Below are 22,925 nucleotides of genomic sequence, written 5' to 3' on the forward strand. Positions count from 1 at the left end.
TTTATTAAACGCTCAGTCATCGTTACAATATCGTCCCTTCGCTCATCTCTTTTTAGGGCTACCGGCATTGCAAAGTGCTGGTTGTGGTGCTTGATGTTAGCAAATCTGTTTAAACCCAAATGGTCTCACCCCGATCCTGAAGTGCGTGCACGTGCAGCGGTCAAGCTGGACCCTAGCCAACCGAGACAACATCTGACACTGAAAGATCTGGCACTGCTGGACACCAGCCCGGACGTTCGTCGTGTTGCTATTGCCAAAATCACAGACCCTGAAATTCTGATGCAAATTCTCGATCAGGAACCGGATACCGCCCTGAAAGAGAGATCGGGCGAGCGTTTTTGTGAGCTGCTCCTCGGGGCTGGAAATCCGACCGCACTCGGCCTTGAATGGATTAAACGCATCAGCTCAGAACAGACTTTGAAGCTGATTATCCTGAAAAGTCAGATCTCAGAACTCAATGAAGTGGCACTGCGTAAGATCTCTGACCAGCAGATATTGGCAGAGATCGCACTGAATGCACCATTGACAAGTATTCGCCAGCTTGCCGCCGAGCAGATAGAGGCTGAACAGGTGCTCGAAGAGCTGTACCGCAACTCCCGAGGGCGCGATAAAGCAGTCCACCGTATTGCGCGGGACAAGCTTCAGCTGCTTCAGGACAGCAAACAGCGCACAGAAGCCGCCATCAAGCAGCAGACTCAACTGCTGCACAACCTGAACAGTCTGGTAGAGAGCGACGATAGGCTGCACTTCGCCATTCGCCTTCAGGCGATCAGTCAGGAGTGGGATAAACTCCCCCTGCACCCGGATACAGAACTGACTGTACGTTTCACACAGACGCTGCAGGCAGGCCAATCAATCTCCGATGAATTAAATGCACAGCAGGAAAAACTGAAGCTGGAAGCTCAGGCTAAACTGGCTCTGCAGCAGCTTCGCCAGCAGTTAAGCTCGCAACTGAAAGTACTCAGAGAACGACTGGTTCAAGATTGCCACTGCGCTGAACAACTGACTGAACTGCTTCGGGAACTGACTCATCTGACTCAAAGTATCTCGGAGATACCAGAAGATGAAGCACTGAAAACAGCTGTTCAAGAGATACATCAGACAGCTCAGGCAGCTTTGGATGCCTGGGCAGTGATCGCTTCTGACAGTGACATGAATACTCAATCCACAGACTCTCAACCACTGGCCAGTGAGTCAAACGACATTGAGCAGCAACTGCATGCGTTGAACGCTCATGTGACCAGAATAAACTGGCCGCAGGCACTTCCCGAGCCTGATGCCCTGCAACAGATCAAGCAGCAGATACAGTCCCTGCGGGCAGAGCAGCGCTCACTAAAGCAGCAGCAGGGAGGACATGTCAGTCAAATCAATGAACTGTTATCACAGCTTGAAACCGCCCTGGGCCGGGGTGAAGCGCGTCAGGCGCAGAAGCTGGAGCAAGATGTGGATAAGCTCGTTGCACAGTCCAGTCAACGACTACCGGAAGCTGTAGACTCACGCCTCAAACACATCAAGTCTCAGGTGTTGGAACTGAAGGACTGGCAAGGTTTTGCAGCCAACTCAAAAAAAGAGCAGCTGTGTGTACAGATGGAAGCACTGGCCAACAGCGATCTCGATCCCGCACAGCTGGCTGAGCAGATACGTGACCTGCAGAAAGCCTGGAAAGAGCTGGATGCCACTGACCCCATTCATTCGCGCTCACTCTGGCAACGTTTTCGCGAAGCCTCAGTTGCCGCCTATGAACCCTGCGATGCTTACTTCAAGGCGCAGAGCGACCTCAGAGCCTGGAATCTGGCACAGCGTGAGCAGATCTGCGAGCACCTTGAAACCTACTTGTCACAGATAGACTGGGAGCAAGCAGACTGGCGGGCTCTGGAGCAGATTATCAATCGTGCCAAGGGTGAGTGGCGTCGATTCGTGCCGGTAGACCGTGGCCCAGGCAAAGTTGCCCAGAAGCAGTTCAACCAACTGATTAATCAAGCTGACGCCCAGCTCAAGTCCCATAAGGAAGCCTGCAAGGTGATGAAGCAGGCCCTGCTGGATGAAGCTGAAAGCCTGAGAGATGAAGCCGATATTCGCCACGCCACCGAGCAGATCCGCCAGATTCAGCAGCGCTGGAAAGAAACTGGTGTCACCTTCCGCAGCCAGGAAAGAATCCTGTGGCAACAGCTGCGTGAACACAGTGACTATATCTTTGCTCGCCTGAAACAGGAGCAGAGCAGCAATCAGCAGGGCAAGCGCGGCCAGCGTCAAGCCGACATGTTGCTGGAGCAGCTGCACAGCTGCCTGCACGATCCCCGCAGCGTTGCTCATAGTCTGATCTGTCTGAAGAATATACAGGCTGAGATCGACGCTCTGGAGCTACCAGCACGCCAGTTGGAAGAGATTCAGCAACGTCATGAGCGATTGAAGCTCGCGATTGAGAAAGAGATCGCCCTGGCCACCGAGTTACTCAACAAAGATCAACTCGCCACACTTCAACGCCTCAGCCTCCTGTGCGAAAAAGCTGAACAGTCACTGGCGGAGTCGGATGAACCGGAGCAGGACCATCTGCAGCAATTATTGCTGGCCACCGAGGAAACACCTCAACTGAAAGCGCCTTACTCTCTCTTGATCCAAAAGCGCATCAGCACGATTCAATCAGTGCTGAATCAGAACTCAGATATTGAGGAGCAACTCGACAGCGCTTACGAAAGCGCGAGACTGCTGTGTGTCAGACTGGAAATATTGCTCGGCCACCCTTCCCCCGAAGAGGATCAGGCAATCCGTATGGAGTATCAGATGCAGCGACTGCAACAGGCTATCGCTCAACAGTCCGACTCCACCAGACTCAAGGATATTCGCAACCTCGAACTGGAATGGTTAACCGTGCCTTTTGCCTGGCAGATGGATGATCTGAACGAGCGTTTCAACGATCTGCTACAAGCTGAATAATCGGGGACTGTAATTGATAAGGGATATTCTGTGTCAGAAATATTCGGGGCCAGTGTCTGACCCCGATGCTCTGGTGCTGCTGTCCTTTATCAGGACATGTGCAGACCACCGTTGATCGACAGATCAGAGCCTGTGATGTAGCCGGAGTGATCGTCAGCCAGGAAAGCGATGCAACGACCTATCTCTTCCGGCGTACCAAAACGCCCGAGAGGAATCGTTGAAGTGATTTTGTTCTGAATCTCTTCGGCAATCTTGGCAACCATTGGGGTCATGATATAACCCGGTGAAACCGTATTGACCGTCACACCCTTGGCAGCAACTTCCTGGGCCAGGGCTTTGGTAAAGCCATGTATACCGGCCTTTGCGGCAGAGTAGTTACACTGGCCAAACTGACCTTTCTGCGCATTCACGGAAGAGATATTGATAATGCGACCCCAGCCTTTTTCAAGCATGGGATTGATCACCAATCGAGTCATATGGAACATGCTATCCAGGTTCGCTGTCAGCACTTCATTCCACTGTTCCCAGCTCATTTTCTTGAACATGCCGTCACGAGTGATACCGGCATTGTTAACCAGCACTTCAATACTGCCACCGGTTAACTCTTCTACCGTCTTGATACACTGAGCACAAGACTCTGTATTGGTGACATCACCATAAGCCACATCGATTTCATAGCCATCCCTGCGCTGCTCCTCCTGCCAGGCCTTCGCTTTGTCATGGTTACCACCGCTGTTATAGCCAGCCACCACGCGAAAACCTGCATCTGCCAGACTTCTGCAGATAGCGGTACCAATACCACCCGTACCACCGGTTACGAAAGCAACTTTTTTTGTCATATCCACATCCCTTTTTCAGTGATTAACGACTTTCTAATTTTATATGTTCACTTGCTGTTACATCCTGAGTTAACTCAGTACAGATCATTTCTCCAGATGACCTCTACCTGATCATAGTAGTTCAGAATCTGTTTCACTAGTATTACTTGACGGAAATCGCCAGCCAGTTGACCTGAGGCATGTTATACTGTGCCACAATTTCTTATGACCCGGATCTGCTGTGAATACCACCTCCTTTGCGATTTTGAACCTGCCTGAAACTGCCATCGCCAACCTGACCCAGCTGGGTTATGAAACAATGACCCCTATTCAGGCACAAAGCCTGCCGCCGGCACTGGAAGGCCGCGATCTGATCGCCCAGGCACAGACAGGCAGTGGCAAAACAGCAGCCTTCGGCATCGGAATGCTGGAAAAACTTAACCCACGTTCATTCTCCGTTCAAGGGTTGGTGCTCTGCCCCACCCGCGAACTGGCAACCCAGGTCGCCAACGAGTTGCGCCGTCTGGCACGCTATCTGGACAATATCAAGATCGTCTCGATCAGTGGCGGGCAGCCTATGGGGCCACAGATTGGCTCGCTTGAGCATGGTGCTCATATTGTTGTTGGCACGCCCGGCCGACTCTGCGACCACCTGCGCAAAGGCACACTGGTGCTGGACAGGTTGAACACGCTGGTACTGGATGAAGCAGACCGCATGCTCGACATGGGTTTTGAAGAAGATATCAGCGCCATCATATCCAGCACGCCTGACTCGCGTCAGACACTACTCTTTTCCGCCACCTACCCCGAGATGATCGAAGCGATCAGCGCACGCTATCAGCGCGAACCCGTGCGGGTCAGTGTAGAAACTCAGCATGATGACAGCAGCATCCAACAGTTTGCCTGGCCCTGTGAGCCCGGCAACAAGGCCGAAGCCGTTCACGCGCTGCTGCAGAAATACCAGCCGGATGCTGCCGTCATCTTCTGCAATACACGTCAGGCCTGCAACGATCTGGCAACCGAAATGAAATCCGTGGGGCTCAGAGCTCTGGTGCTGCATGGCGATATGGATCAGCTGGATCGTGATCAGGTGCTGATCCAGTTCAGCAACGGCAGTTTCCGCTACCTGATTGCCACAGATGTCGCGGCACGCGGTCTGGATATTGATACGGTGGATATGGTGATCAATGCTGACCTGCCTCAGGATCCCGCAATCTACACCCATCGCATTGGTCGCACAGGGCGCGCAGGGCGTCAGGGAATCGCCCTGAGCCTTTACTCCGAGAAAGACAGTTTCCGGCTGCAGCGCATCGACGAACAGCAAAGACAACCGGTCAAACGCATGCCAACCCTGCCAGCGGTCAATCCGCAGAAAGAGTTGGAACAGGCTACCATGGCGACACTTTGCATTGCGGGCGGGCGCAAAGAAAAGCTGCGTCCGGGGGATATTCTGGGGGCATTGACGGTTGCCGGTGGTCTGGACGGCTCATCGATCGGCAAGATCAACATCACCAATTTCAAATCCTTTGTCGCGGTTGAACGAAGCATCTCGATGCAAGCCCTTGAGCAACTGCGCGAAGGCAAGATCAAAGGGCGTCAATTCAAAGTGCGCCGTCTCTGATCAGTTGACCCTCACCGCGCAGCTGCAACAGCAGCCTGCGCATCCAGCTCCAGGCCAGTATCGCCGTCAGCGTATTGGCCAGCACCAGCGCAAAGAACATCCCCTCCAGACCGAACAGATAGTTCCCCAGCCAAGCCAGTGGCAAATAGAGCAGGAACAGCCTTATCAGACTGATCCGCAGTGCGCGCATCGGTTGATGCAACGCATTGAATGCAGAAGCACTGAGAAAGGTAGTGGCCTGAAACCCAAACCCGATCGGCACAATGAGTATCCAGATCCGTATCCAGTAGGCGACTTCCGGATCATCCGTAAACAACTGCGAGACAGGTCCGGACAGAAGCGCCAACAGAAGATAGACCGCAATCTGCCAGGCCAGTGCAAAACGAATGACAGTGGCATAGGCCTTTTTGACACGATCCAGATGTCCGGCACCAAAGTTCTGACTGATGAACGGCGGCAACGTCATCGACAGCGCCAGACAGGCCAGCAGTGCCAGCGCCTCGATACGATTTCCTACACCGAATGCCGCCACTGCTTCAGTACCATGCACCGCCACCATCGCCGTCAGCACACCGTTGGCCAGTGGTGTCATCATATTGGACAGAGCAGCCGGCAGACTGATCGTCATCACCTCACACCAGTTACTCCAGACCTGCCGAACGGATGAGAAGGTCAGCAGAATCATGCGCTGCCTGAAGTACAACAGATACAACGCTGTAAGGGTCGTGATACCCCAGGCGATCACACTGGCCAGAGCAGCCCCCTTGATCCCCATCGCCGGAATCGGTCCGAATCCGAAGATCAGAATCGGATCGAGTATCAGATTGAGGCCGGAGGCCACCAACATCACTACCGCAGACATTCGGGTATCACCTGCCGCCCTGAAGATGCTGTTGCAGACCATATTCAAAACCATGAACACTGAGCCGGCAAACCAGATCTGCATATAATCCGAAATCAACGGCAGCAGCGCTTCATCGGCTCCCATCAAGCGGAACACGGGATCTATGATCCAGTGGCCCAGATAGCCCACCAGCAGCATCAGAGCGGCGGTCATCAGCAGATTATCGCTCGCCATGCGTGCAGCAAATTGCGTGTCACCACTACCGATACGTCGCGCCAGCGTGGCCGACGTGCCGATACCCAGCCCGATCGCAAGGCTGACCACGGCAAAGGAAACAGGGAAAGTAAAAGCCAGAGCAGCCATCGGCTGAGTGCCGAGCTGAGCGACAAACCAAATATCAGCGAGGTTGAACAGCATCAGGCTGATGATCCCGAACATCATCGGCACCGTCATCCGCACCAGTACAGGACGCAGTGGGTCGTTCAGTAAATCAGCCTTCTTTCGCATCTAGCCAGCCTGAAAAAGCGCATAGTTTACCAGTAAGCGGCGCTGCATAAAATGGATCGATAGACAGGATGCTGGGATCTCTCGACACGAACCGGGTATTGTTAAGCCTTCTTCCGCCAATGGGTGACATCTTGAATCTCGGACAAGTCGTCCTGCTCTGCCTATTGAGTCTTATGAAGATCCCACCTGGCTTGCAGGTTGAGCCAAAAATCAGCCAAGACACCAAAGAATCGAGCCAAACACAGCGCGGTACTGGGCGTAATACCCCTCCTCTGATTAACCAGTTCATTAACCCATGCCTCCTAATGATACTCAACGCACTTCTGTCGCCCAGCGCTGAGTATAATACCCAGTATGTGCTGGAGCCGATTGCTCAGATTGATACTCTGTAGGAGATGGAGCAGATGTTGCATTAGAATACTGAACTGGAACACGTTTCAAAAAAGGTGGCATAGATCGACTGAGGACAAGCGTGCTGGTTTAAAGGTGTTTACCAATCAAATCACTCTACTGTGATCATTAAGAGCTTAGTATAGTAACTAGCATTCTTTGCTTCTTTTACTCCCGTGTTCTTCTATTTCCTTTAAAAGGTTATGAATTTCAGTGGAAGGGTTTCCAAACGGGGTATCTACTTCGATATGCATGTTTAATAACTGTTCAGCTCTAATGCGAGCTTCTAGATAGTTATCTTTGATATATCGATAGTCAATATCCTTTGCGGTGCCAGGCTTGTAGTTAGGCATCTCCTCCCCCAAAAGCCTTTGCAGATCATGCCGGTGAATGTAGGCCGTATAGCTTCTGATATGTAACAGTGGCCATATTTCAAAACATGGGTTAGCCCGGATATTTCATCCGGCTCTTAAGTGGAGGGCCAGGCAGCCCAATTCTGTCCGATTTGCTGAGCGCCCCCCCGGCGCACTGTTTGTTTATTGATCAATCAGCATGATCAGAGCACAACTTCCCCTTACCCCATTGTTTATTCCGTGCCGGGAGCAGCACAACTGACGTTATCCTGATGCCATTTTGGCGGTGATTTTCTGGAACAGTTCCTGATCCGGATAAGTGCTATTCATCATGATACGGATCCGGCGGGTGTTGCGGGTGATGACGGCACCGATTTTCAGTAGTCGGGTACGCAGCGTAGTCACCTGAGCTCTGGCATAGCGAGTGCCACGCAGATAACCACTGCGCAACCTTTCCAGTAGCACGTAGGCCAGGCCGGATAGCAGTAAACGGTACTGATTAGGCCACCAGTCATGGCAACTGGTTCTGTCAGAGAACAGCCATTGCTGCTCCTTGATCCGATTCTCCATATCACCCCGCAGGCAGTAACGCCGGTCATAGAGCCACTTGGCCGAGCCTGACAGACTGGTGACAATATAACGGTTGTTGTCGCCCAGTGTAGTGAACTCGGCCTTGACGATCACTTTTCGCACGCGCTTCTTCCAACTGTGTGCCGAGTACCAGAGCGTCGCAAAGCAGCGCTGTTTTTCCTGTGTGGCCTCGCACGCGATAGCGGCGCGGTAACGGGTATCCAATGCCAGTTGATCCAGTCTGGAGTTCTTGCCGATGCCAACGACATAATCGACCCCGTGGCGTTCACACCAGCTCAGCAGCCGAGGGCGACAGAAACCGCTGTCGCCTCGAAAGATGATCTGCGCCTGCGGCCACTCGGCGCGAAGCCGCCTGACCAGTAGGGCCAGAATGGCCCAGGCATGCTTGGCTGCGTCAACAGACGCGGGGCGCAGATAGCTCACCAACAGTTTCTGCCCGCAGAACACGAACAGGGGTAAGAAGCAGTAACTGTTGTAATAACCATTGAAGTGGCGGCCTACCTGCTCTCCATGCACCGCATCGTCAGTGGCGTCAAAGTCGAGAATCAGCCGTTTGGGTGGCTTCCGGTACGAGCGAATGAATTGCTCAACCAGTTCCTCATGCATGGCCACGGCCCAACTCCGATTGGCGTTGAGCTCGAACCGGCACAGAGTTGACTGACTGGCCAATGTGGCATCGCTATCGACAGCGGTCTGAAGGGCCAGATCATGCCGCAGCGTTGTATGATCGTTGAGGTCTTCATACCCCAGCGCCAGTCCGTAAACGCGCTGTCGAATCATGGTCTGAGCCTGATGCCGGCAAAGGAATGGGTTACGCGGATCAGTGATTTTACGGGCAATCGAGCGGGTCAGGTTCAGTTCCCGGTCGATCTGTCGGAGTAGAATTGCTCCAGCATCGGACGTGATGTCACCACCGTCAAAATTGGTTTCGATTTTACGGCCTTTGCAGCGTGGAAATAGGTCCCGGGTAACAGTACAATGTGTCATGGGCGATCCGGTTGTTATATTTAGCTTAAGTACCTGAATTATAGCAAAAAACCGGGTCGCCCTTCTTGTTTATGCTGCAATATTCGGGTTAGAGCGGGCAACAGAGATCCCGTTGCCTTTAGCCTTATTCACAGCTCTCTCGATATTTGGATGTTCGTCTATGTCGAAAACAGCCCAAACCTGAAAAGAAGAGTCAAAGCTATTCTTCTGACGTCTAGCTTTTCGTATTAGATTGTCCTTAATGGCAACCGCTTTATCCACAATAGTCATGGGAGTTCCTGCACCGGGTATGCAAGTTACTCTGACCAGATTGTTTCCATGGTGACTAGCAAAACTTGCTAAGTAATTGGGTTCGGTATTTGCCCCCTCGCAGACAGCTACTATCTCTGGTTTAGGATCTTTCGTCGCCTTAGAACGCTTTGCATTCCGGTCCGTTGGAACTTTTCGTTTGCTCATTGCGCAGACTCCTTATCTTCAATAATAGTGATGATGTCACCAAAGAAAGGAATAGCGCCAAACCTGCCGTCGAGATAACCTGTTCTTATATTGTCTGTTTTCCGGGTACGGAAATCACTAAGAGGCGTTAGAACTGTTCCTTGGCTAAAATCCTTTTCTGTTAGCCAAATTTGATCACGCCTTAGTATTCCTCCGCAAAGAACACTAGTTTCATGGGTCGAAAATATTAGCTGTGCATTCATTTTATTCACAGACGGATCATTGAAAAGCTTAACTGCCTCTAATGTCAGAAGTGGATGTAAGCTTGATTCAATCTCGTCAATTATAAAAGTACCGCCGTTATTCAAGGTATCAAATAGTGGCGCAAGTAAAGCTATAGCTGCTCTAGTTCCAAGGCTTTCATCTTCTAATGGGAAGACTACCTCCTCACCCGATTCTGATATGTGAACCGTGCGTAAAACTTCTCTTGTTTGTTGCTCCTGCTGTTTCTTAAAAGCTTCATCATTCCCAACAAGCTCCGCAGGAAAAGCCGAAAAAAGTTTTTTGCGAATATTTTTCTCGAAGTCAGGAATTTCTTCAGAAACTATATCTAATCGTGATATACCAGTTTCTAATTTTGACATAAACTGAGATAATTTATCAATAGTTCCTGTCTTCTTAACTTCATTAGCAATTATTTCACTGACTAAGTTTTGACTGAACCTGAAATGGAAGCTATCTTTAAAAAACTTATAGATTTTACCAAGTTGCTCATGGTTACTATTTGCAGCAACACTTAAAAAAAGACTATTTTCTTTAGTTAAATCGGATAACTGCTTATTATGACCCTTTAAAGTAGACCCAAAGTAAAACTCTTCTTCTTGGTTGAATTTTCTGTGAAAAAGAATTTTTCTTGATTTTCTTTGAATGTAAGAATACTCAAAAAGCCATTCTTCTTCAAACCTATCATTACCAATAGTGAATCCATAATGATAATGAATGTCGGCACAAATAAAGTCAATATCAAATGAAGATGGCCTATCATCATCTGAACCTAGCTTAAAACTGTTTACAACTACTTGGTCTTCAAGGTTACTCCTGTGAGATGTGACAACTGCTCTAACTAAATAGTTGATCGCCAGAAGGATGTTTGTTTTTCCAGAAGCATTAGCACCATAGATTCCTGCACAAGGCAAAAGCTTCTCATTAAAACTACTCGGCTTATCGATTAAAAACGACTGCTCATCATGTAAAGAAGATGCTGTTAGAAGCAACTCCTGATACTTATTAATTGACCTATAGTTTGAGCACCCAAAACGCACAATCATGGCGAAAACACTCTCTCTAACTTAGTTATTTGCAAAAAAATAGCATATTTCACCCTTAGAGTCCAACCCTGGCGATACACAGGCTGTAGCAGATTGCCATCCTGTGCTACCCTCAGCCGATTATTTCCAAACTCCTTTAAGCTCTTTCTATCTTAAGGTAACGACCATGAAGGTGCTGTTATGAAAGTACTGTTATGAAAGTCCTGGGCCTGACAGGCGGCATCGGCAGTGGCAAAAGCGCTGCGACGGATCTCTTTGTCGCGCTGGGCATTCCCGTGATTGATGCGGATCAGGTGGCGCGCGATGTGGTGCAGCCGGGAGAGCCTGCTCTGCAGAGCATTGCGGCTCATTTCGGCCCGCTTGCGATACAGGCGGATGGGCATCTGAATCGGCGCCAGCTGCGTGACTGGGTATTTGCCGAACCAGAGCAGAGGCAGTGGCTGGAGCAACTGCTGCACCCATTGATCCGCCAGCGTATAGAGGAGCGCATTGAAGCCTTTCGCCGCAATCCTCAGGCACCCTATCTGCTGCTGGCCAGCCCTTTGTTGCTGGAGACAGATCAACACAGATTGACCGATGGTGTGATAGTGGTGGATGTGCCGGAATCACTGCAGATAGCGCGCACCCAATCCAGAGATGATATGACCGAAGAGGGGGTCAGGCGCATACTGGCGGCACAGAGCTCACGCCAGTCGCGCCTTGATCGTGCCGACTGGATACTGGACAATAGTGGTGATCTGGCCGCGCTGCAGCGCGCAGTCTATGCCCTGCATAAGCAACTGAGCCACCCCGAACCACCGACAGAATGAAGACAATGACCAGCAAGACAATCAAATGCCCGCAATGTGGCAAGCCCAGCATTTATGATGACAGCAACAAATGGCGCCCTTTCTGCAGTGAGCGCTGCAAGCTGATCGATCTCGGTGAATGGGCCAGCGAAGGCTACCAGATTCCGGTAGCCCCCGATATCAATGACTACAGCTCAGGCGACTCGGTAGAGGAGCAACCCTTCACGCCAACGCGCCACTGATCGAGTCACCTCGCCCGATGGCAAAGTAAAGCAACCCGGCCTCTTTGACCTGCTCCGGCTCAAAGAGGTTACGGCCATCCACCACGACCGGCTGACGCAGCGTCTGCTTCAGCCAGCCAAAATCCACACTGCGAAACGCCTTCCATTCGGTACAGATCACCAATGCATCAGCCCCCGCTACTGCAGCCTCACGGCTGGGCACCAGACGAAGCCCTGGCTGCTCGCCATAGATTCTGCGTGTTTCATCCATCGACTCGGGATCATAGGCCTGCACGATGGCACCAGCCTGCCACAGTGCCTCCATCAGCACCCGGCTGGGCGCCTCACGCATATCATCGGTATTGGGTTTGAAAGCCAGCCCCCAGAGAGCTATCACGCGGCCCTTCAAATCCTGATCAAATGCCTGGTTCAGCTTATTGAACAGCACCGACTTCTGCCGCCGGTTGACCGCCTCAACCGCATTCAGCAGTTCTGGTGTATAACCTGCCTGTTCGGCCGTTCGAGCCAGTGCCTGCACATCTTTGGGGAAGCAGGAGCCGCCATAGCCACAACCGGGATAGATAAACTGATAGCCGATACGAGGATCGGAGCCGATTCCAAGACGCACCTGTTCGATATCCGCACCCAGCCGTTCAGCCAGATTGGCCACCTCGTTCATGAAACTGATCTTGGTCGCCAGCATCGCATTGGCCGCATACTTGGTCAGTTCAGCCGCACGTACTGACATGAACATGAGCTTGTCGTGATTCCAGTTGTAGGGGGCATAGCACTCCTTCATCAACCCTTTGACCCGCTCTGACTCGGTGCCAACAATGATTCTCGGTGCTTTGGTAAAGTCCTCGATTGCTGCACCCTCCTTGAGAAACTCAGGATTGGAACAGACATCAAAAGGCAGATCGATGTTGCGCTCAGCCAGTACCTCACTGATGCGCTGTGCCACACGGTCCGCCGTGCCTACCGGTACAGTGGATTTATCCACCACCACACGATAACCATCCATATGTCGCGCTATTGTCTCAGCCACCGCCAGCACATACTGCAGATCGGCAGAGCCATCCTCATCTGGTGGAGTGCCGACTGCTATAAACTGTAACTGACCAAAACCGACCCCTGCCTCGGCATCGGTCGTGAAATCAAGTCGACCTTCAGTGTGATTGCGACGAACAAGCTCATCCAGACCCGGTTCGTAGATCGGGATAACACCCTGCCTGAGGCCGTCTATCTTGGCTGCGTCAATATCCACGCATAACACCTGGTGACCAACATCCGCGAGACAGGCCCCTGTAACCAGCCCAACATATCCCGTACCAAAAACTGTAATATTCATATGCTATTCACTCTGGGTCACCCATACAGATCGAACTTGTATGGATTCTAAACCATTAATGTGACAAGTTGTTATGCGTACACCACCCTGGCCTGCAGCCTCGTCGTCTGTGGTAATAGCATAACCAGTTGTTTAAAATCACCATATACGAAAATAAGGATACGAGCATGCTCTCCAAAGTCGTGATTCCCGTAGCCGGATTGGGAACCCGGGTGTTGCCTGCCAGTAAGGCGATTCCAAAAGAGATGCTCACCGTAGTGGACAAGCCCGTGATTCAGTACGTGGTCGAGGAAGCGGTGAAGGCGGGCTTTCGCCATATCATCTTCATCACTCGTGCCGGCAAGAGCGCCATCGAAGATCATTTCGACTATCACTATGAACTTGAAGCCGAATTGGGAAACAAAGGTAAGGCTGATTTACTGGCTTCGATCCAGACCATTCTACCTGCTGATGTCATCATCAGCTCGGTGCGCCAACCCAAAGCACTGGGTCTGGGGCATGCGGTGCTCTGTGCTGAAGCGATGATCGGTGAGGACGATTTTGCCGTGATGCTGCCAGACATGCTGATACAGGATCAGCAGGATGGTAATGATATGACACGTATGGCAGAGCGCTATCGCAGCTCCGGGTTCGGACAGATCATGGTGGAAGAGGTGCCTCATGAGCAGGTGAACCTCTACGGCATCATCGACTGTCAGGGACACCATATCAATCGCGGCGAGAGCACCCGTATCCACAGCATGGTCGAAAAACCGGCTCCAGCGGCGGCTCCCTCCAACCTGGCCATTGTCGGGCGTTATATTTTGCCGGGTCGTATCATGAAGCTGCTACAGGAGACCGCAGCAGGCTCCGGTGGGGAGATACAACTGACCGATGCGATGCATACACTGCTCTCGGAAACCCAACTCGAAGCCTACTCGATGACAGGCCACTCTTTCGACTGTGGCAACAAACTGGGCTTGCTGAAAGCCAACATTGCTTTTGGCCTGCAGCATCCTGAAACCGCCGATGCGCTCAAAGCGTACCTGCACTCGCTGTAAACTACGGACTCGAATGTGACCATGAACAAGGAACAGGCATGGCAGCAACTGACTGAACATGCCGGAATGATTCACCCCCTCCATCTGCGAGAGCTGCTGGCCGAACCCGATCGCTTCCAGCAATTGAGTCTGAACCACGGATCCCTACTGCTGGATCTGAGCAAACAGCGCATCACACCCGATACCCTGCCACTGCTGCAACAGCTGGCAGAAAGTTGCCATCTCCAGGCGCGCATTGAGGCACTGTTCAAAGGTGAGCCGGTTAATACCTCTGAGCAGCGCCCTGCCCTGCATACAGCTCTGCGAACGCCCGCGACGGAGCAGTTGGAAGTGAATGGTGAAGATATTATTCCTTCGATCCAACAAACCCTGTGCACAATGGAGCATCTGGTCAGACAGATCCACAGTGGTCAATGGCGGGGATTCTCCGGCGAACCGATCGATACCATCGTCAATGTCGGGGTTGGCGGGTCGGATCTCGGCCCGATGATGGCTTGCAAAGCCCTGGATGAGTATCAGCCGAGCACCGCGCAACGGCTCAAGTTTTTCTTCGTTTCGTCAATGGATGGCAGCCAGCTGAACGAAGTACTGACACAGTGCAACCCCTCAACCACCCTGTTCATTCTGGCCTCAAAGTCATTTACCACTATCGACACCCTGGCAAATGCGATCACAGCCAGACAGTGGTTGCAGGAAGCCAGCCAGATCACTGCCGAAGAGTTCACCCGACTGCATTTCATTGCCGTCACTGCCTGCGCAGAAAAGGCACTGGAATGGGGTATTCCACATGAAAACCAGCTGCATTTTGCCGAATGGGTTGGCGGGCGTTACTCACTCTGGTCAGCTATTGGGCTGCCGGTGGCACTGAAGATAGGTATGGAAGGGTTCCGACGCATGCTCAACGGCGCCCATGAGATGGACCTGCACTTCAGACACACCCCTTTCATTCGCAACCTGCCCGCACTGCTGGCGCTGGTTGAAGTCTGGAACATCAACCTGCTCGGCATCCACGCCCATGCCATCCTGCCCTACGATGGTCGACTCTCGCATCTGCCCTCCTACCTGGAGCAGTTGGAGATGGAGAGCAACGGTAAATCCGTCACACTGACAGGCGATCCAGTGCAACACAGAACCTGCCCGATCCTCTGGGGAGAAGTCGGGCCCAATGCTCAGCATGCATTTTATCAGTTGCTTCACCAGGGCACTGAGTCGGTGATGTGCGACTTTATTGCCCCGGCGCGTCGCTATGATGATCAGCGTTCAACGCTCAAGCAGCAGCACCGTCTCTCACTGGCTAACTGCCTTGCACAATCTCGTACCCTGGCGCTGGGTGATGCCGTCATGCCTCAACCGGCAAACGAAGCCCATAGACGCTATGCGGGCAACCAACCCAGCAGCACTCTGCTGCTCGATGAACTGACACCGGAAAGTTTCGGTTCGCTGATCGCTCTTTACGAGCACAAGGTGTATTGCCAGGCCGTGATCTGGAACATCAATCCTTTTGATCAATGGGGTGTGGAGTTGGGCAAGGTGATGGCAACTGAGCTGCTTGATGCACTTGAGCAGCACAATCCGGGGCAGTTCGATGTTGGTACGGAAGGATTGCTGGACGCGATACGCCAGCACAATCGGGAGAATGGCCTGTGAAGATAGCCATATGGGGTGATGAACTCGCTGCCTGGGTCACCGCTGCCTGCCTGGCTCGCCAGGGCAACCAGGTGATGATGGTGCGTGAAAAGGCAGGTGCGGGCCTGATACCGGATGAAAGCAGTATCCGCCACGAACCGGGGCTGATGCCAACACTGCAACAGCAACAGGCCAACGGCCATCTACTGGCTGTAACTGCTGACGAGGCACAGAGCGTCAATATACACTGGCTGGCGATGTCGCCGGGCTGTCTGGGTCTGGCCGAAAAGCACATTACACAACTGTCGCAGCACGCTCAACAGCTCCTGATCATCAATCAGAGTAACTTTGGCCTCGGTGCCAGTGATCGACTGAGTGAGCAGCTGGATATATCCAGACCTCAGGCACTGGCCTACATACCCGATACCCTGCAACAAGGTTCGGCTCTGGCGCAGTTCAGTTCACCTAATTCACTGATTATCGGGTGCGAAGATCAACAGGCGCTTCTGACCCTGCGCACCTTGCTGAAGCCCTTTACCGAACAGATCAAACAGATACTCTACATGACCGCGCGTGAAGCTGAGTTCACCAAATTCGCGATCAACGGCATGCTGGCACTGCGCTTGGGCTTCATTAATGAACTGGCCAATCTGGCCGATCAGGTTGATGTGGATATCGAACTGGTTCGTCAGGGCATGGGGTCAGATGACCGTATCGGGCAACACTACCTCAATCCTGGCTGCGGCTTTGGCGGCCAGCACTTTACCCAGTATATCGAGAGTCTGGCTGCGCTGATGAGCGACAAGCGCCGCTCCACCTTGCTGGAAACAGTATTGAGCGAGAATGAAAAACAGAAAGAGCTACCCTTCAGAAAGCTCTGGCAGCACTATCGCTTTGATCTGCGCCAGCGCATCATCACTCTCTGGGGGGTGGCCTTCAAGCCCGGCATCACCAGTATCGATAACGCCCCGGCGCTGCGCATCATCGATGCCCTGCTCGCGCAGGGAGCCCTGATCAGACTACACGACCCGGAAGCCCTGTCCGAGATCAAATTGATCTATGGCGATCATCCACAACTGACCTACTGCCAGGATCCTTATACTGCACTCGATAACAGTGATGCCTTGCTGCTGATTACTGAGTGGAGCAGCTACGCCTCACCGGACTATCAACAGATCAAAGAGCGCATGGCAACACCATTAATCATTGATGGCCGTAATCTGTGGGAGCCAGAATATCTGCGCCAGCAGGGATTCATCTACCATGGGGTGGGTCGTCGCTGAGAAGGCAGAGCGACCGATCAGCCGCTCTGCTTTTAGGTCATGAACAGGATCATGCACTGCGTGCAATGATCTCCTTCCATTTGGCGGGGCCAGTGTTATGCACGGACTCGCCATTTACATCCACAGCGACCGTCACCGGCATATCCTTGACCTCAAACTCGTAGATCGCCTCCATGCCCATTTCCGGGAAGGCAAGCACCTTGGAGCCGACAATCGCTTTTGACACCAGATAAGCCGCACCGCCGACTGCCATCAGGTACACAGCCTTGCTGTCGCGGATCGCTTCGATCGCCACAGGGCCACGCTCGGATTTACCGATCATACCCAGCAGACCGGTTGCTTCAAGAATCTGACGCGTGAACTTGTCCATACGTGTTGCCGTTGTCGGGCCCGCTGGCCCCACCACTTCATCACGCACCGGATCAACAGGACCCACGTAATAGATAAAGCGACCTTTCAGGTCCACCGGCAGCTCTTCGCCGTTATTCAGCATCTCGACCATGCGCTTGTGCGCAGCATCGCGTCCGGTCAGCATCTTGCCGTTAAGCAGTACGGTTTCACCGACTTTCCAGGTGGCAACCTCTTCCGGAGTGACTTCATCAAGATTGACACGGCGCGTGCTGGCACCCACTTCAAAGGTCACTTCTGGCCAATCGTCCAGGCTCGGTGGTGTCAGAATCGCCGGGCCGCTGCCATCCAGTTTGAAATGGGTATGGCGGGTCGCGGCACAGTTCGGAATCATGCTCACAGGCAAGGATGCAGCATGTGTCGGGTAATCCTTGATCTTCACATCCAGTATCGTGGTCAGACCGCCCAGTCCCTGAGCACCGATACCCAGTGCATTGACCTTATCCATGATCTCCAGACGCAACTCTTCGATGCGGTTCTGCGGGCCACGCTCGCGCAGCTCGTGAATATCGATCGAATCCATCAGCGACTCTTTGGCCAGTACCGCAGATTTCTCAGCCGTACCACCAATACCGATACCCAGCATGCCAGGTGGACACCAGCCGGCACCCATAGTCGGTACAGTTTTAACAACCCAGTCGACAATGCTGTCTGACGGGTTGAGCATCACCATCTTGGATTTGTTTTCTGAGCCGCCGCCCTTGGCCGCGATCTGTACCTCGACCTTATCCCCTTCGACGATCTCATAATGGATCACGGCCGGGGTATTATCTTTGGTATTCTGACGTTTTCCTGCAGGATCAGCGAGAATGGATGCACGCAGCACGTTATCCGGCAGCATATAAGCACGGCGCACGCCCTCATTGACCATGTCGGTAACGCCCATTGTTGCTTCCCAACGAACATCCATACCCACTTTCAGGAAAACCGTCACAATACCGGTATCCTGACAGATAGGACGCTTGCCCTCTGCACACATACGCGAGTTGATGAGAATCTGTGCCATGGCATCTTTGGCTGCAGGGTTCTCCTCACGCAGGTAGGCCTCGTGAACACTTTTCACGAAGTCGATCGGGTGATAGTAGGAGATGAACTGCAGCGCATCAGCAATACTGCTGACAAAATCTTCTTGGCGAATTACGCTCATCGGGATTCTCCAGTCAGGCTCTTTGAATTGAGGCCAATATTATACACCAATTAAATCAGGCTTCCCGTAAGGCTTTTGGATAAATGATGCTGTAGGTTAGAATGCCATGATAAATGATCACCTGAAAGAAAGGATGCTGATGAAAACCACCCTGCTGCCACCCCTGTCCCTACCGCTTGCCCTTGTCCTGCTCCTGCTGCTGAGTGCCTGCAGTACTCGCGACGGTACAATCACTGTGCGCAAAAGTGATTTGATTGAAGGACGCTATGTGATCCTCAGCGATCAGACGATTTATGATATGAAAACCGGGCTGCAGTGGATGCGTTGCGCGCTGGGCCAGGAGTGGGATGGACAAACCTGCGCCGGTAACGCCACACGCACACGCTGGGACGAAGCCAGAACTCAGATCAATCAGCTCAATCGTCAAGGCAAAAATGGCCGGAACAACTGGCGTCTGCCAGATATCGACGAGCTCAGCACTCTGATCTACTGTGAAGAGGAACAACGCTGGGATATACCACGGGGTGAAAGCTGCAAGCAAGGGACTGAAGGCCCGACACTTTCGACACGTGCCTTCCCCAACTCTCATGGCTGGCGTTTCTGGTCATCCACACCCAGAATGGTGGATCAGTTTATCTGGACCGTACACTTCGGCTATGGCCTGGCCTCAGCCAATTACAAGGATAACGATGCCCGTGTTCGTCCAGTTCGTGACGCATCTGATCTTCGTATCAGATTGAGAAACTAGGTAAAATCAGCGCCAGGCAATAGAGCACTCCAAATCCCATCAATGCGCGTGCGGTAGTCGGGGGTAAACGCCCCCTTTCAAGCCGACTGGTGCGTAGCAGCCCTAAGGGCCTGATCAGCAGGATCAACGCTGGCAGCAACACCCAGGCATAAGGCAGTAAACCGACAAACCAGAACAACCCGACACAAAGCCATACCAGCAGCAACAACAACTGATAGAGCCTGCAGCCCCTCTCAAACCCCGCTCGAACGGTCAGGGTCTGCAAGCCCTGTTCACGATCACTTTCAAAATCCCGCAGCTCATTACTCAAAAGCAAGGCGGACACCAGCAGACTGACAGGAATCGTCTGCCAGAATACCTGCCAGGATAGCTCACCACCGGCGGCAAGATGACTACCGCTGATCATCAGTACACCCATCAACCAGAACACCATCACCACACCCAGGCCACGGTTCTTGTAATTCACCGGACTCAAGGTATACCCCAGCGCACCGGCAAGTCCCAGCAGACAGATTAAGAGCAGCTCAAGCCCTGTGAGGGTAATCAGATAGAGGGCGATCAGAGCGGCGAACAGAAAACACAACATGCCACAAACAAAGTTGAACCGGATCGCCTTGACGATACGCTCCGCTTCAGGCCCTGGCTGCCGACGGATCAGGTGGATATCAGCATAATCATTGATCAGATTGACGCCTGCCTGAGCCAGCACGCCCCCCAGCAGAATCAACAGTATCTGCAGTGGCTGCCAGACTCGTTCTGGAAAAGCACCATCAATCACAGCACCATCAGCCCAAGCCAACGCCACGCCAGTCAGGCAAGCGATCATCGCGACAGGAAATGAAAAGGGCCGTAAAGCGCGCTGAAAGCGGTAACGAGAGAGATCAGCCTTCACCAGACTACCTCGTCATATGGCGTTCAGAGTGTTCAGGCATCACGCGAAGGTGCATTCGGCAAGTCCCGCATCAGCAGCGCGTAGGTCATATCGGTATTGAAATCGAGCGGTATGCTGACCCTGTGACCAGACCCGGGGGCGGCTTCTATTGCAGCCCCTTTTCGATCCAGCAGCTCACTGAGACGGAAACGACGATTACCAGCCGGCGTCATCAGCTCCAGCGTATCGCCCTTCTCGAAGCGATTCTTAACGTCGATCTGCAACATACCCGAGGTCGCATCATGCTCAACCACCTCACCGACAAACTGCTGATGCACCCCAACCGAGTTACCCGTCTCATAGTTCTGATACTCATCATGCACATGACGACGGTAAAAGCCTTCGGTGTAACCGCGGTTAGCAAGATTCTCCAGAATATCCATCAACCCCATATCAAAGGGGCGGCCAGCGACAGCATCATCAATCGCCTGACGATACGCCTGGGCCGTGCGCGCAACATAATAGTGAGACTTGGTTCGCCCCTCGATCTTCAGAGAATCAATGCCCATCGTAGCCAAGCGATGCACATGCTGGATCGCACGCAGATCCTTAGAGTTCATGATATAGGTGCCATGCTCATCCTCATAGGCGGGCATGTAGTCATCCGGACGTGAGGATTCCTGCAGCAGGTAGATCTGATCGGATGGCTGATTGACAGGCTCTGGCTCTGGCTCAGACGCAGACGCAGACGCAGACACTGGCTCAAACTGCTGCACCGGAACGATATCACCGGACACATCCTGCTGCGCTTCATGCGCCTGATATTTCCAGCGGCAGGCATTGGTGCAGGTACCCTGGTTAGGGTCGCGATGATTGATATAACCCGACAGCAGGCAGCGCCCGGAATAGGCAATGCACAAGGAACCGTGGACAAAAACCTCCAGCTCCATCTCCGGGCAGCGGTCACGGATCTCGGCTACCTCATCCAGCGACAGCTCGCGCGACAGGATGACACGCTCGATCCCGGCACGATGCCAGAACTTTACCGACGCCCAGTTCATGGTATTCGCCTGAACAGAGAGATGGACCGGTACATCCGGATACTTGTCACGCACCATCATGATCAACCCAGGATCCGACATGATCAGCGCATCCGGCTTCATCTCGATCACCGGTGCAATATCGTCCATATAGGTTTTGAGCTTGCTGTTGTGCGGCAGAATATTACTGGCGACAAAGAACTTTTTGCCCAGTCCATGCGCCAGCTCAATACCTTCAGCCAGATGGGCCAGATTGAAGTCATTATTGCGTACCCTCAGACTATAGCGAGGCTGTCCGGCATAGACAGCATCCGCACCATAGGCGAAGGCATACTTCATGTTTTTCAAAGTTCCGGCGGGTGACAAGAGTTCTGGAGTTCGCATGCTATTCTGGCTCTTTTGTGAAGCGCGCAATTGTGCCGATTTAACAGCAAAAGTGCAATTCCACCTCAGAAATAGGGGTATTGCACATTTGCATCTGTACTTTCACATTCGTTATAAAGCGACTGATCAGTTCTGCAGTTGCTGTACACGCAACTGAAGCTCGTTCAGGATCTGTCTGAGCTGCTGAATATCCTGACCCGTCTGGCGCCGAAAACCATCTATCGCATTGATTGCCTGTTCGGCACTTCTTACCCTTGTAGAAAGCCCGGCATCCCCTCTCGGTGCGGATGCAACCTGATCAATACGGGCACCCAGCTCACGCTGTAAGCGCTCACGCTGCTCCTGCTCGGTACTGAGCAGAAAAGCATTTTCACCCAGACGTTGTTCCAGACTTGCGATCTGACTCTGCGCAGAAATCAGCTCCTGTTGCAGCGCCTGAACCCCCTCATCCACAGATGTACTGATACCTTCAAGACGTGATTCGATCTCGGGCATGAGGTTACCGCTGCTTTCCTGAATACTGCTGACCTGTTGCTCCAGCGCCTCAACCGCACTAAAGCGCTCTTCCAGCTCGCTCAAGCGCTGCGTCATACCTGTAAGCTCCTCGAGTGCGGCCACCTGCTCCTTCAATGCCGCAAGCTCTGTTGACTGCTGTGACAGCTGTTCACTCTGCGTGGCAAACGCCTCTTCATCGATTGAGCCGGACTGTTCCCACAGACGAATAATTTCGGTGTGGAAATACTCATAGTTTTCCAGGCCTTTGCTTTCAAGCTCAGTGATGCGCTGCGTCAGGGTCTGACCAGTCTGCTGAGTATTGTCGTCCGCCATCGCCAGTAACTCTTCCAACTCGGCAATGCGCTCCTGTGACTGGCTCAGATGGCGCTGCTGTTCAGCCAGCGCGATGCGCATATCATTTCCGACATACGCCAGCCCAGCAGTAGCCGCCAGCAAAAACAGCAAAGTCACGCTTACAAGGAAGGTTCGCAACCACCCCCCACGGTGTTTACTGCCACTTCGACCCATCGGCTTCAGTACCGGTGGCTCAGGTTCTGGAGGAGGAACTTTGAGGGCTGCAAGATTAAGATCCGGTTCTTTTCGGTCACTCATCGGCGGTATTGGCCTCTGTATGAGATAATTTCAGGTTACCCTATCAGGTTTAGACAAAACGAAAAAGCCCCGTCGGGCAGAAGCAGAAGTTGTTCTTCCACTCGCA

20 protein-coding genes are annotated in these 22,925 nt (G+C 52.6%); 8 read left to right on the top strand and 12 right to left on the bottom strand.

The features are described from left to right. The first annotated feature begins 93 nt into the window (after nt 1-93). Nucleotides 94-2,934 carry a DUF349 domain-containing protein gene (locus ACK3CJ_RS16100; protein WP_409523232.1) on the top strand — a complete coding sequence of 947 codons (2,841 nt, stop codon included), beginning with the start codon at nt 94-96 and terminating at the stop codon, nt 2,932-2,934. Between the two features lie 89 nt (nt 2,935-3,023). Here ACK3CJ_RS16100 and phbB read toward each other — a convergent pair whose 3' ends face one another. After that, nucleotides 3,024-3,773, bottom strand: a complete 750-nt coding sequence (gene phbB / locus ACK3CJ_RS16105) for an acetoacetyl-CoA reductase (protein WP_409523233.1) — start codon at nt 3,771-3,773, stop codon at nt 3,024-3,026. Between the two features lie 220 nt (nt 3,774-3,993). On the opposite strand from phbB, the gene dbpA reads away from it, so the two are divergent. Continuing rightward, entirely contained in the window at nt 3,994-5,373 is a 1,380-nt protein-coding gene (gene dbpA, locus ACK3CJ_RS16110; RefSeq protein WP_409523234.1) for an ATP-dependent RNA helicase DbpA, read from the top strand. Here dbpA and ACK3CJ_RS16115 read toward each other — a convergent pair. From ACK3CJ_RS16115 to ACK3CJ_RS16140, 6 genes are all read right to left on the bottom strand, one after another. Then, nucleotides 5,354-6,724: an MATE family efflux transporter gene (locus tag ACK3CJ_RS16115; protein ID WP_409523235.1), complete on the bottom strand. Its 1,371-nt coding sequence runs from the start codon at nt 6,722-6,724 to the stop codon at nt 5,354-5,356. The genes dbpA and ACK3CJ_RS16115 overlap by 20 nt on opposite strands. 161 nt (nt 6,725-6,885) lie before the next feature. Continuing rightward, nucleotides 6,886-6,963, bottom strand: coding sequence for a hypothetical protein (locus ACK3CJ_RS16120; RefSeq protein ID WP_409526603.1), 78 nt, complete (start codon nt 6,961-6,963; stop codon nt 6,886-6,888). Between the two features lie 300 nt (nt 6,964-7,263). Next, complete coding sequence (locus ACK3CJ_RS16125; protein WP_409526604.1) at nt 7,264-7,569, bottom strand: RloB domain-containing protein; 306 nt, start codon at nt 7,567-7,569, stop codon at nt 7,264-7,266. Nucleotides 7,570-7,731: 162 nt separating this feature from the next. Continuing rightward, complete coding sequence (locus tag ACK3CJ_RS16130; protein ID WP_409523236.1) at nt 7,732-9,045, bottom strand: IS1380 family transposase; 1,314 nt, start codon at nt 9,043-9,045, stop codon at nt 7,732-7,734. Nucleotides 9,046-9,114: 69 nt separating this feature from the next. Then, a complete protein-coding gene (locus ACK3CJ_RS16135; protein WP_409523237.1) occupies nt 9,115-9,501 on the bottom strand; it encodes an RloB family protein in 387 nt (128 codons plus the stop codon). Then, nucleotides 9,498-10,808 carry an AAA family ATPase gene (locus ACK3CJ_RS16140; protein WP_409523238.1) on the bottom strand — a complete coding sequence of 437 codons (1,311 nt, stop codon included), beginning with the start codon at nt 10,806-10,808 and terminating at the stop codon, nt 9,498-9,500. Before ACK3CJ_RS16140 ends, ACK3CJ_RS16135 begins: the two co-directional genes overlap by 4 nt. Nucleotides 10,809-11,002: 194 nt before the next feature. Here ACK3CJ_RS16140 and coaE point away from each other — a divergent pair, with 194 nt between their 5' ends. Beyond that, nucleotides 11,003-11,617 carry a dephospho-CoA kinase gene (coaE, locus tag ACK3CJ_RS16145; protein WP_409523239.1) on the top strand — a complete coding sequence of 205 codons (615 nt, stop codon included), beginning with the start codon at nt 11,003-11,005 and terminating at the stop codon, nt 11,615-11,617. Nucleotides 11,618-11,622: 5 nt separating this feature from the next. After that, nucleotides 11,623-11,838, top strand: coding sequence for a DNA gyrase inhibitor YacG (locus ACK3CJ_RS16150; RefSeq protein ID WP_151702997.1), 216 nt, complete (start codon nt 11,623-11,625; stop codon nt 11,836-11,838). Here ACK3CJ_RS16150 and ACK3CJ_RS16155 read toward each other — a convergent pair. Then, nucleotides 11,819-13,165, bottom strand: coding sequence for a UDP-glucose dehydrogenase family protein (locus ACK3CJ_RS16155; protein ID WP_409523240.1), 1,347 nt, complete (start codon nt 13,163-13,165; stop codon nt 11,819-11,821). The two genes, ACK3CJ_RS16150 and ACK3CJ_RS16155, sit on opposite strands and share 20 nt — an antisense overlap. A 167-nt stretch (nt 13,166-13,332) precedes the next feature. Between ACK3CJ_RS16155 and galU the strand changes: the two genes are divergently transcribed. The 3 genes from galU to ACK3CJ_RS16170 are packed head-to-tail and all read left to right on the top strand — an operon-like array spanning nt 13,333 to nt 17,114. Further along, entirely contained in the window at nt 13,333-14,205 is an 873-nt protein-coding gene (gene galU / locus ACK3CJ_RS16160) for a UTP--glucose-1-phosphate uridylyltransferase GalU (RefSeq protein ID WP_409523241.1), read from the top strand. Between the two features lie 21 nt (nt 14,206-14,226). Further along, a complete protein-coding gene (gene pgi / locus ACK3CJ_RS16165) occupies nt 14,227-15,852 on the top strand; it encodes a glucose-6-phosphate isomerase (protein ID WP_409526605.1) in 1,626 nt (541 codons plus the stop codon). Beyond that, a complete protein-coding gene (locus ACK3CJ_RS16170; RefSeq protein ID WP_409523242.1) occupies nt 15,849-17,114 on the top strand; it encodes a nucleotide sugar dehydrogenase in 1,266 nt (421 codons plus the stop codon). The genes pgi and ACK3CJ_RS16170 overlap by 4 nt, the downstream gene beginning before the upstream one ends. Nucleotides 17,115-17,163: 49 nt before the next feature. Here the strand turns inward: ACK3CJ_RS16170 and ACK3CJ_RS16175 are convergent, their stop codons facing one another. Continuing rightward, on the bottom strand, nt 17,164-18,669 hold the full coding sequence (locus ACK3CJ_RS16175; RefSeq protein ID WP_409523243.1) for a fumarate hydratase: 1,506 nt from the start codon (nt 18,667-18,669) through the stop codon (nt 17,164-17,166). A 139-nt stretch (nt 18,670-18,808) separates the two neighbouring features. Here ACK3CJ_RS16175 and ACK3CJ_RS16180 point away from each other — a divergent pair, with 139 nt between their 5' ends. Continuing rightward, nucleotides 18,809-19,417 carry a DUF1566 domain-containing protein gene (locus ACK3CJ_RS16180; protein ID WP_409523244.1) on the top strand — a complete coding sequence of 203 codons (609 nt, stop codon included), beginning with the start codon at nt 18,809-18,811 and terminating at the stop codon, nt 19,415-19,417. On the opposite strand, the gene ACK3CJ_RS16185 is transcribed toward ACK3CJ_RS16180, so the two are convergent. From ACK3CJ_RS16185 to ACK3CJ_RS16195, 3 genes are all read right to left on the bottom strand, one after another. Continuing rightward, nucleotides 19,401-20,309: a prenyltransferase gene (locus ACK3CJ_RS16185; protein ID WP_409523245.1), complete on the bottom strand. Its 909-nt coding sequence runs from the start codon at nt 20,307-20,309 to the stop codon at nt 19,401-19,403. The genes ACK3CJ_RS16180 and ACK3CJ_RS16185 overlap by 17 nt on opposite strands. Nucleotides 20,310-20,341: 32 nt before the next feature. Further along, nucleotides 20,342-21,712 carry a tRNA 5-hydroxyuridine modification protein YegQ gene (gene yegQ / locus ACK3CJ_RS16190; protein ID WP_409523246.1) on the bottom strand — a complete coding sequence of 457 codons (1,371 nt, stop codon included), beginning with the start codon at nt 21,710-21,712 and terminating at the stop codon, nt 20,342-20,344. Between the two features lie 126 nt (nt 21,713-21,838). Beyond that, complete coding sequence (locus ACK3CJ_RS16195) at nt 21,839-22,819, bottom strand: hypothetical protein (RefSeq protein ID WP_409523247.1); 981 nt, start codon at nt 22,817-22,819, stop codon at nt 21,839-21,841. Nucleotides 22,820-22,925 lie beyond the last annotated feature (106 nt).

This window comes from Nitrincola salilacus (genome assembly GCF_046271865.1).
Classification (GTDB): Bacteria; Pseudomonadota; Gammaproteobacteria; order Pseudomonadales; family Balneatricaceae; genus Nitrincola; species Nitrincola salilacus.

What these genes read in the sequence shown, in the direction of transcription:
- ACK3CJ_RS16100 (WP_409523232.1), top strand. Translation starts at nt 94, where the DNA reads ATGTTAGCAAATCTGTTTAAACCCAAATGGTCTCACCCCGATCCTGAA.
- phbB (WP_409523233.1), bottom strand. Translation starts at nt 3,773, where the DNA reads ATGACAAAAAAAGTTGCTTTCGTAACCGGTGGTACGGGTGGTATTGGT.
- ACK3CJ_RS16115 (WP_409523235.1), bottom strand. Translation starts at nt 6,724, where the DNA reads ATGCGAAAGAAGGCTGATTTACTGAACGACCCACTGCGTCCTGTACTG.
- ACK3CJ_RS16130 (WP_409523236.1), bottom strand. Translation starts at nt 9,045, where the DNA reads ATGACACATTGTACTGTTACCCGGGACCTATTTCCACGCTGCAAAGGC.
- ACK3CJ_RS16135 (WP_409523237.1), bottom strand. Translation starts at nt 9,501, where the DNA reads ATGAGCAAACGAAAAGTTCCAACGGACCGGAATGCAAAGCGTTCTAAG.
- ACK3CJ_RS16140 (WP_409523238.1), bottom strand. Translation starts at nt 10,808, where the DNA reads ATGATTGTGCGTTTTGGGTGCTCAAACTATAGGTCAATTAATAAGTAT.
- coaE (WP_409523239.1), top strand. Translation starts at nt 11,003, where the DNA reads ATGAAAGTCCTGGGCCTGACAGGCGGCATCGGCAGTGGCAAAAGCGCT.
- ACK3CJ_RS16150 (WP_151702997.1), top strand. Translation starts at nt 11,623, where the DNA reads ATGACCAGCAAGACAATCAAATGCCCGCAATGTGGCAAGCCCAGCATT.
- ACK3CJ_RS16155 (WP_409523240.1), bottom strand. Translation starts at nt 13,165, where the DNA reads ATGAATATTACAGTTTTTGGTACGGGATATGTTGGGCTGGTTACAGGG.
- galU (WP_409523241.1), top strand. Translation starts at nt 13,333, where the DNA reads ATGCTCTCCAAAGTCGTGATTCCCGTAGCCGGATTGGGAACCCGGGTG.
- pgi (WP_409526605.1), top strand. Translation starts at nt 14,227, where the DNA reads ATGAACAAGGAACAGGCATGGCAGCAACTGACTGAACATGCCGGAATG.
- ACK3CJ_RS16175 (WP_409523243.1), bottom strand. Translation starts at nt 18,669, where the DNA reads ATGAGCGTAATTCGCCAAGAAGATTTTGTCAGCAGTATTGCTGATGCG.
- ACK3CJ_RS16180 (WP_409523244.1), top strand. Translation starts at nt 18,809, where the DNA reads ATGAAAACCACCCTGCTGCCACCCCTGTCCCTACCGCTTGCCCTTGTC.
- yegQ (WP_409523246.1), bottom strand. Translation starts at nt 21,712, where the DNA reads ATGCGAACTCCAGAACTCTTGTCACCCGCCGGAACTTTGAAAAACATG.
- ACK3CJ_RS16195 (WP_409523247.1), bottom strand. Translation starts at nt 22,819, where the DNA reads ATGAGTGACCGAAAAGAACCGGATCTTAATCTTGCAGCCCTCAAAGTT.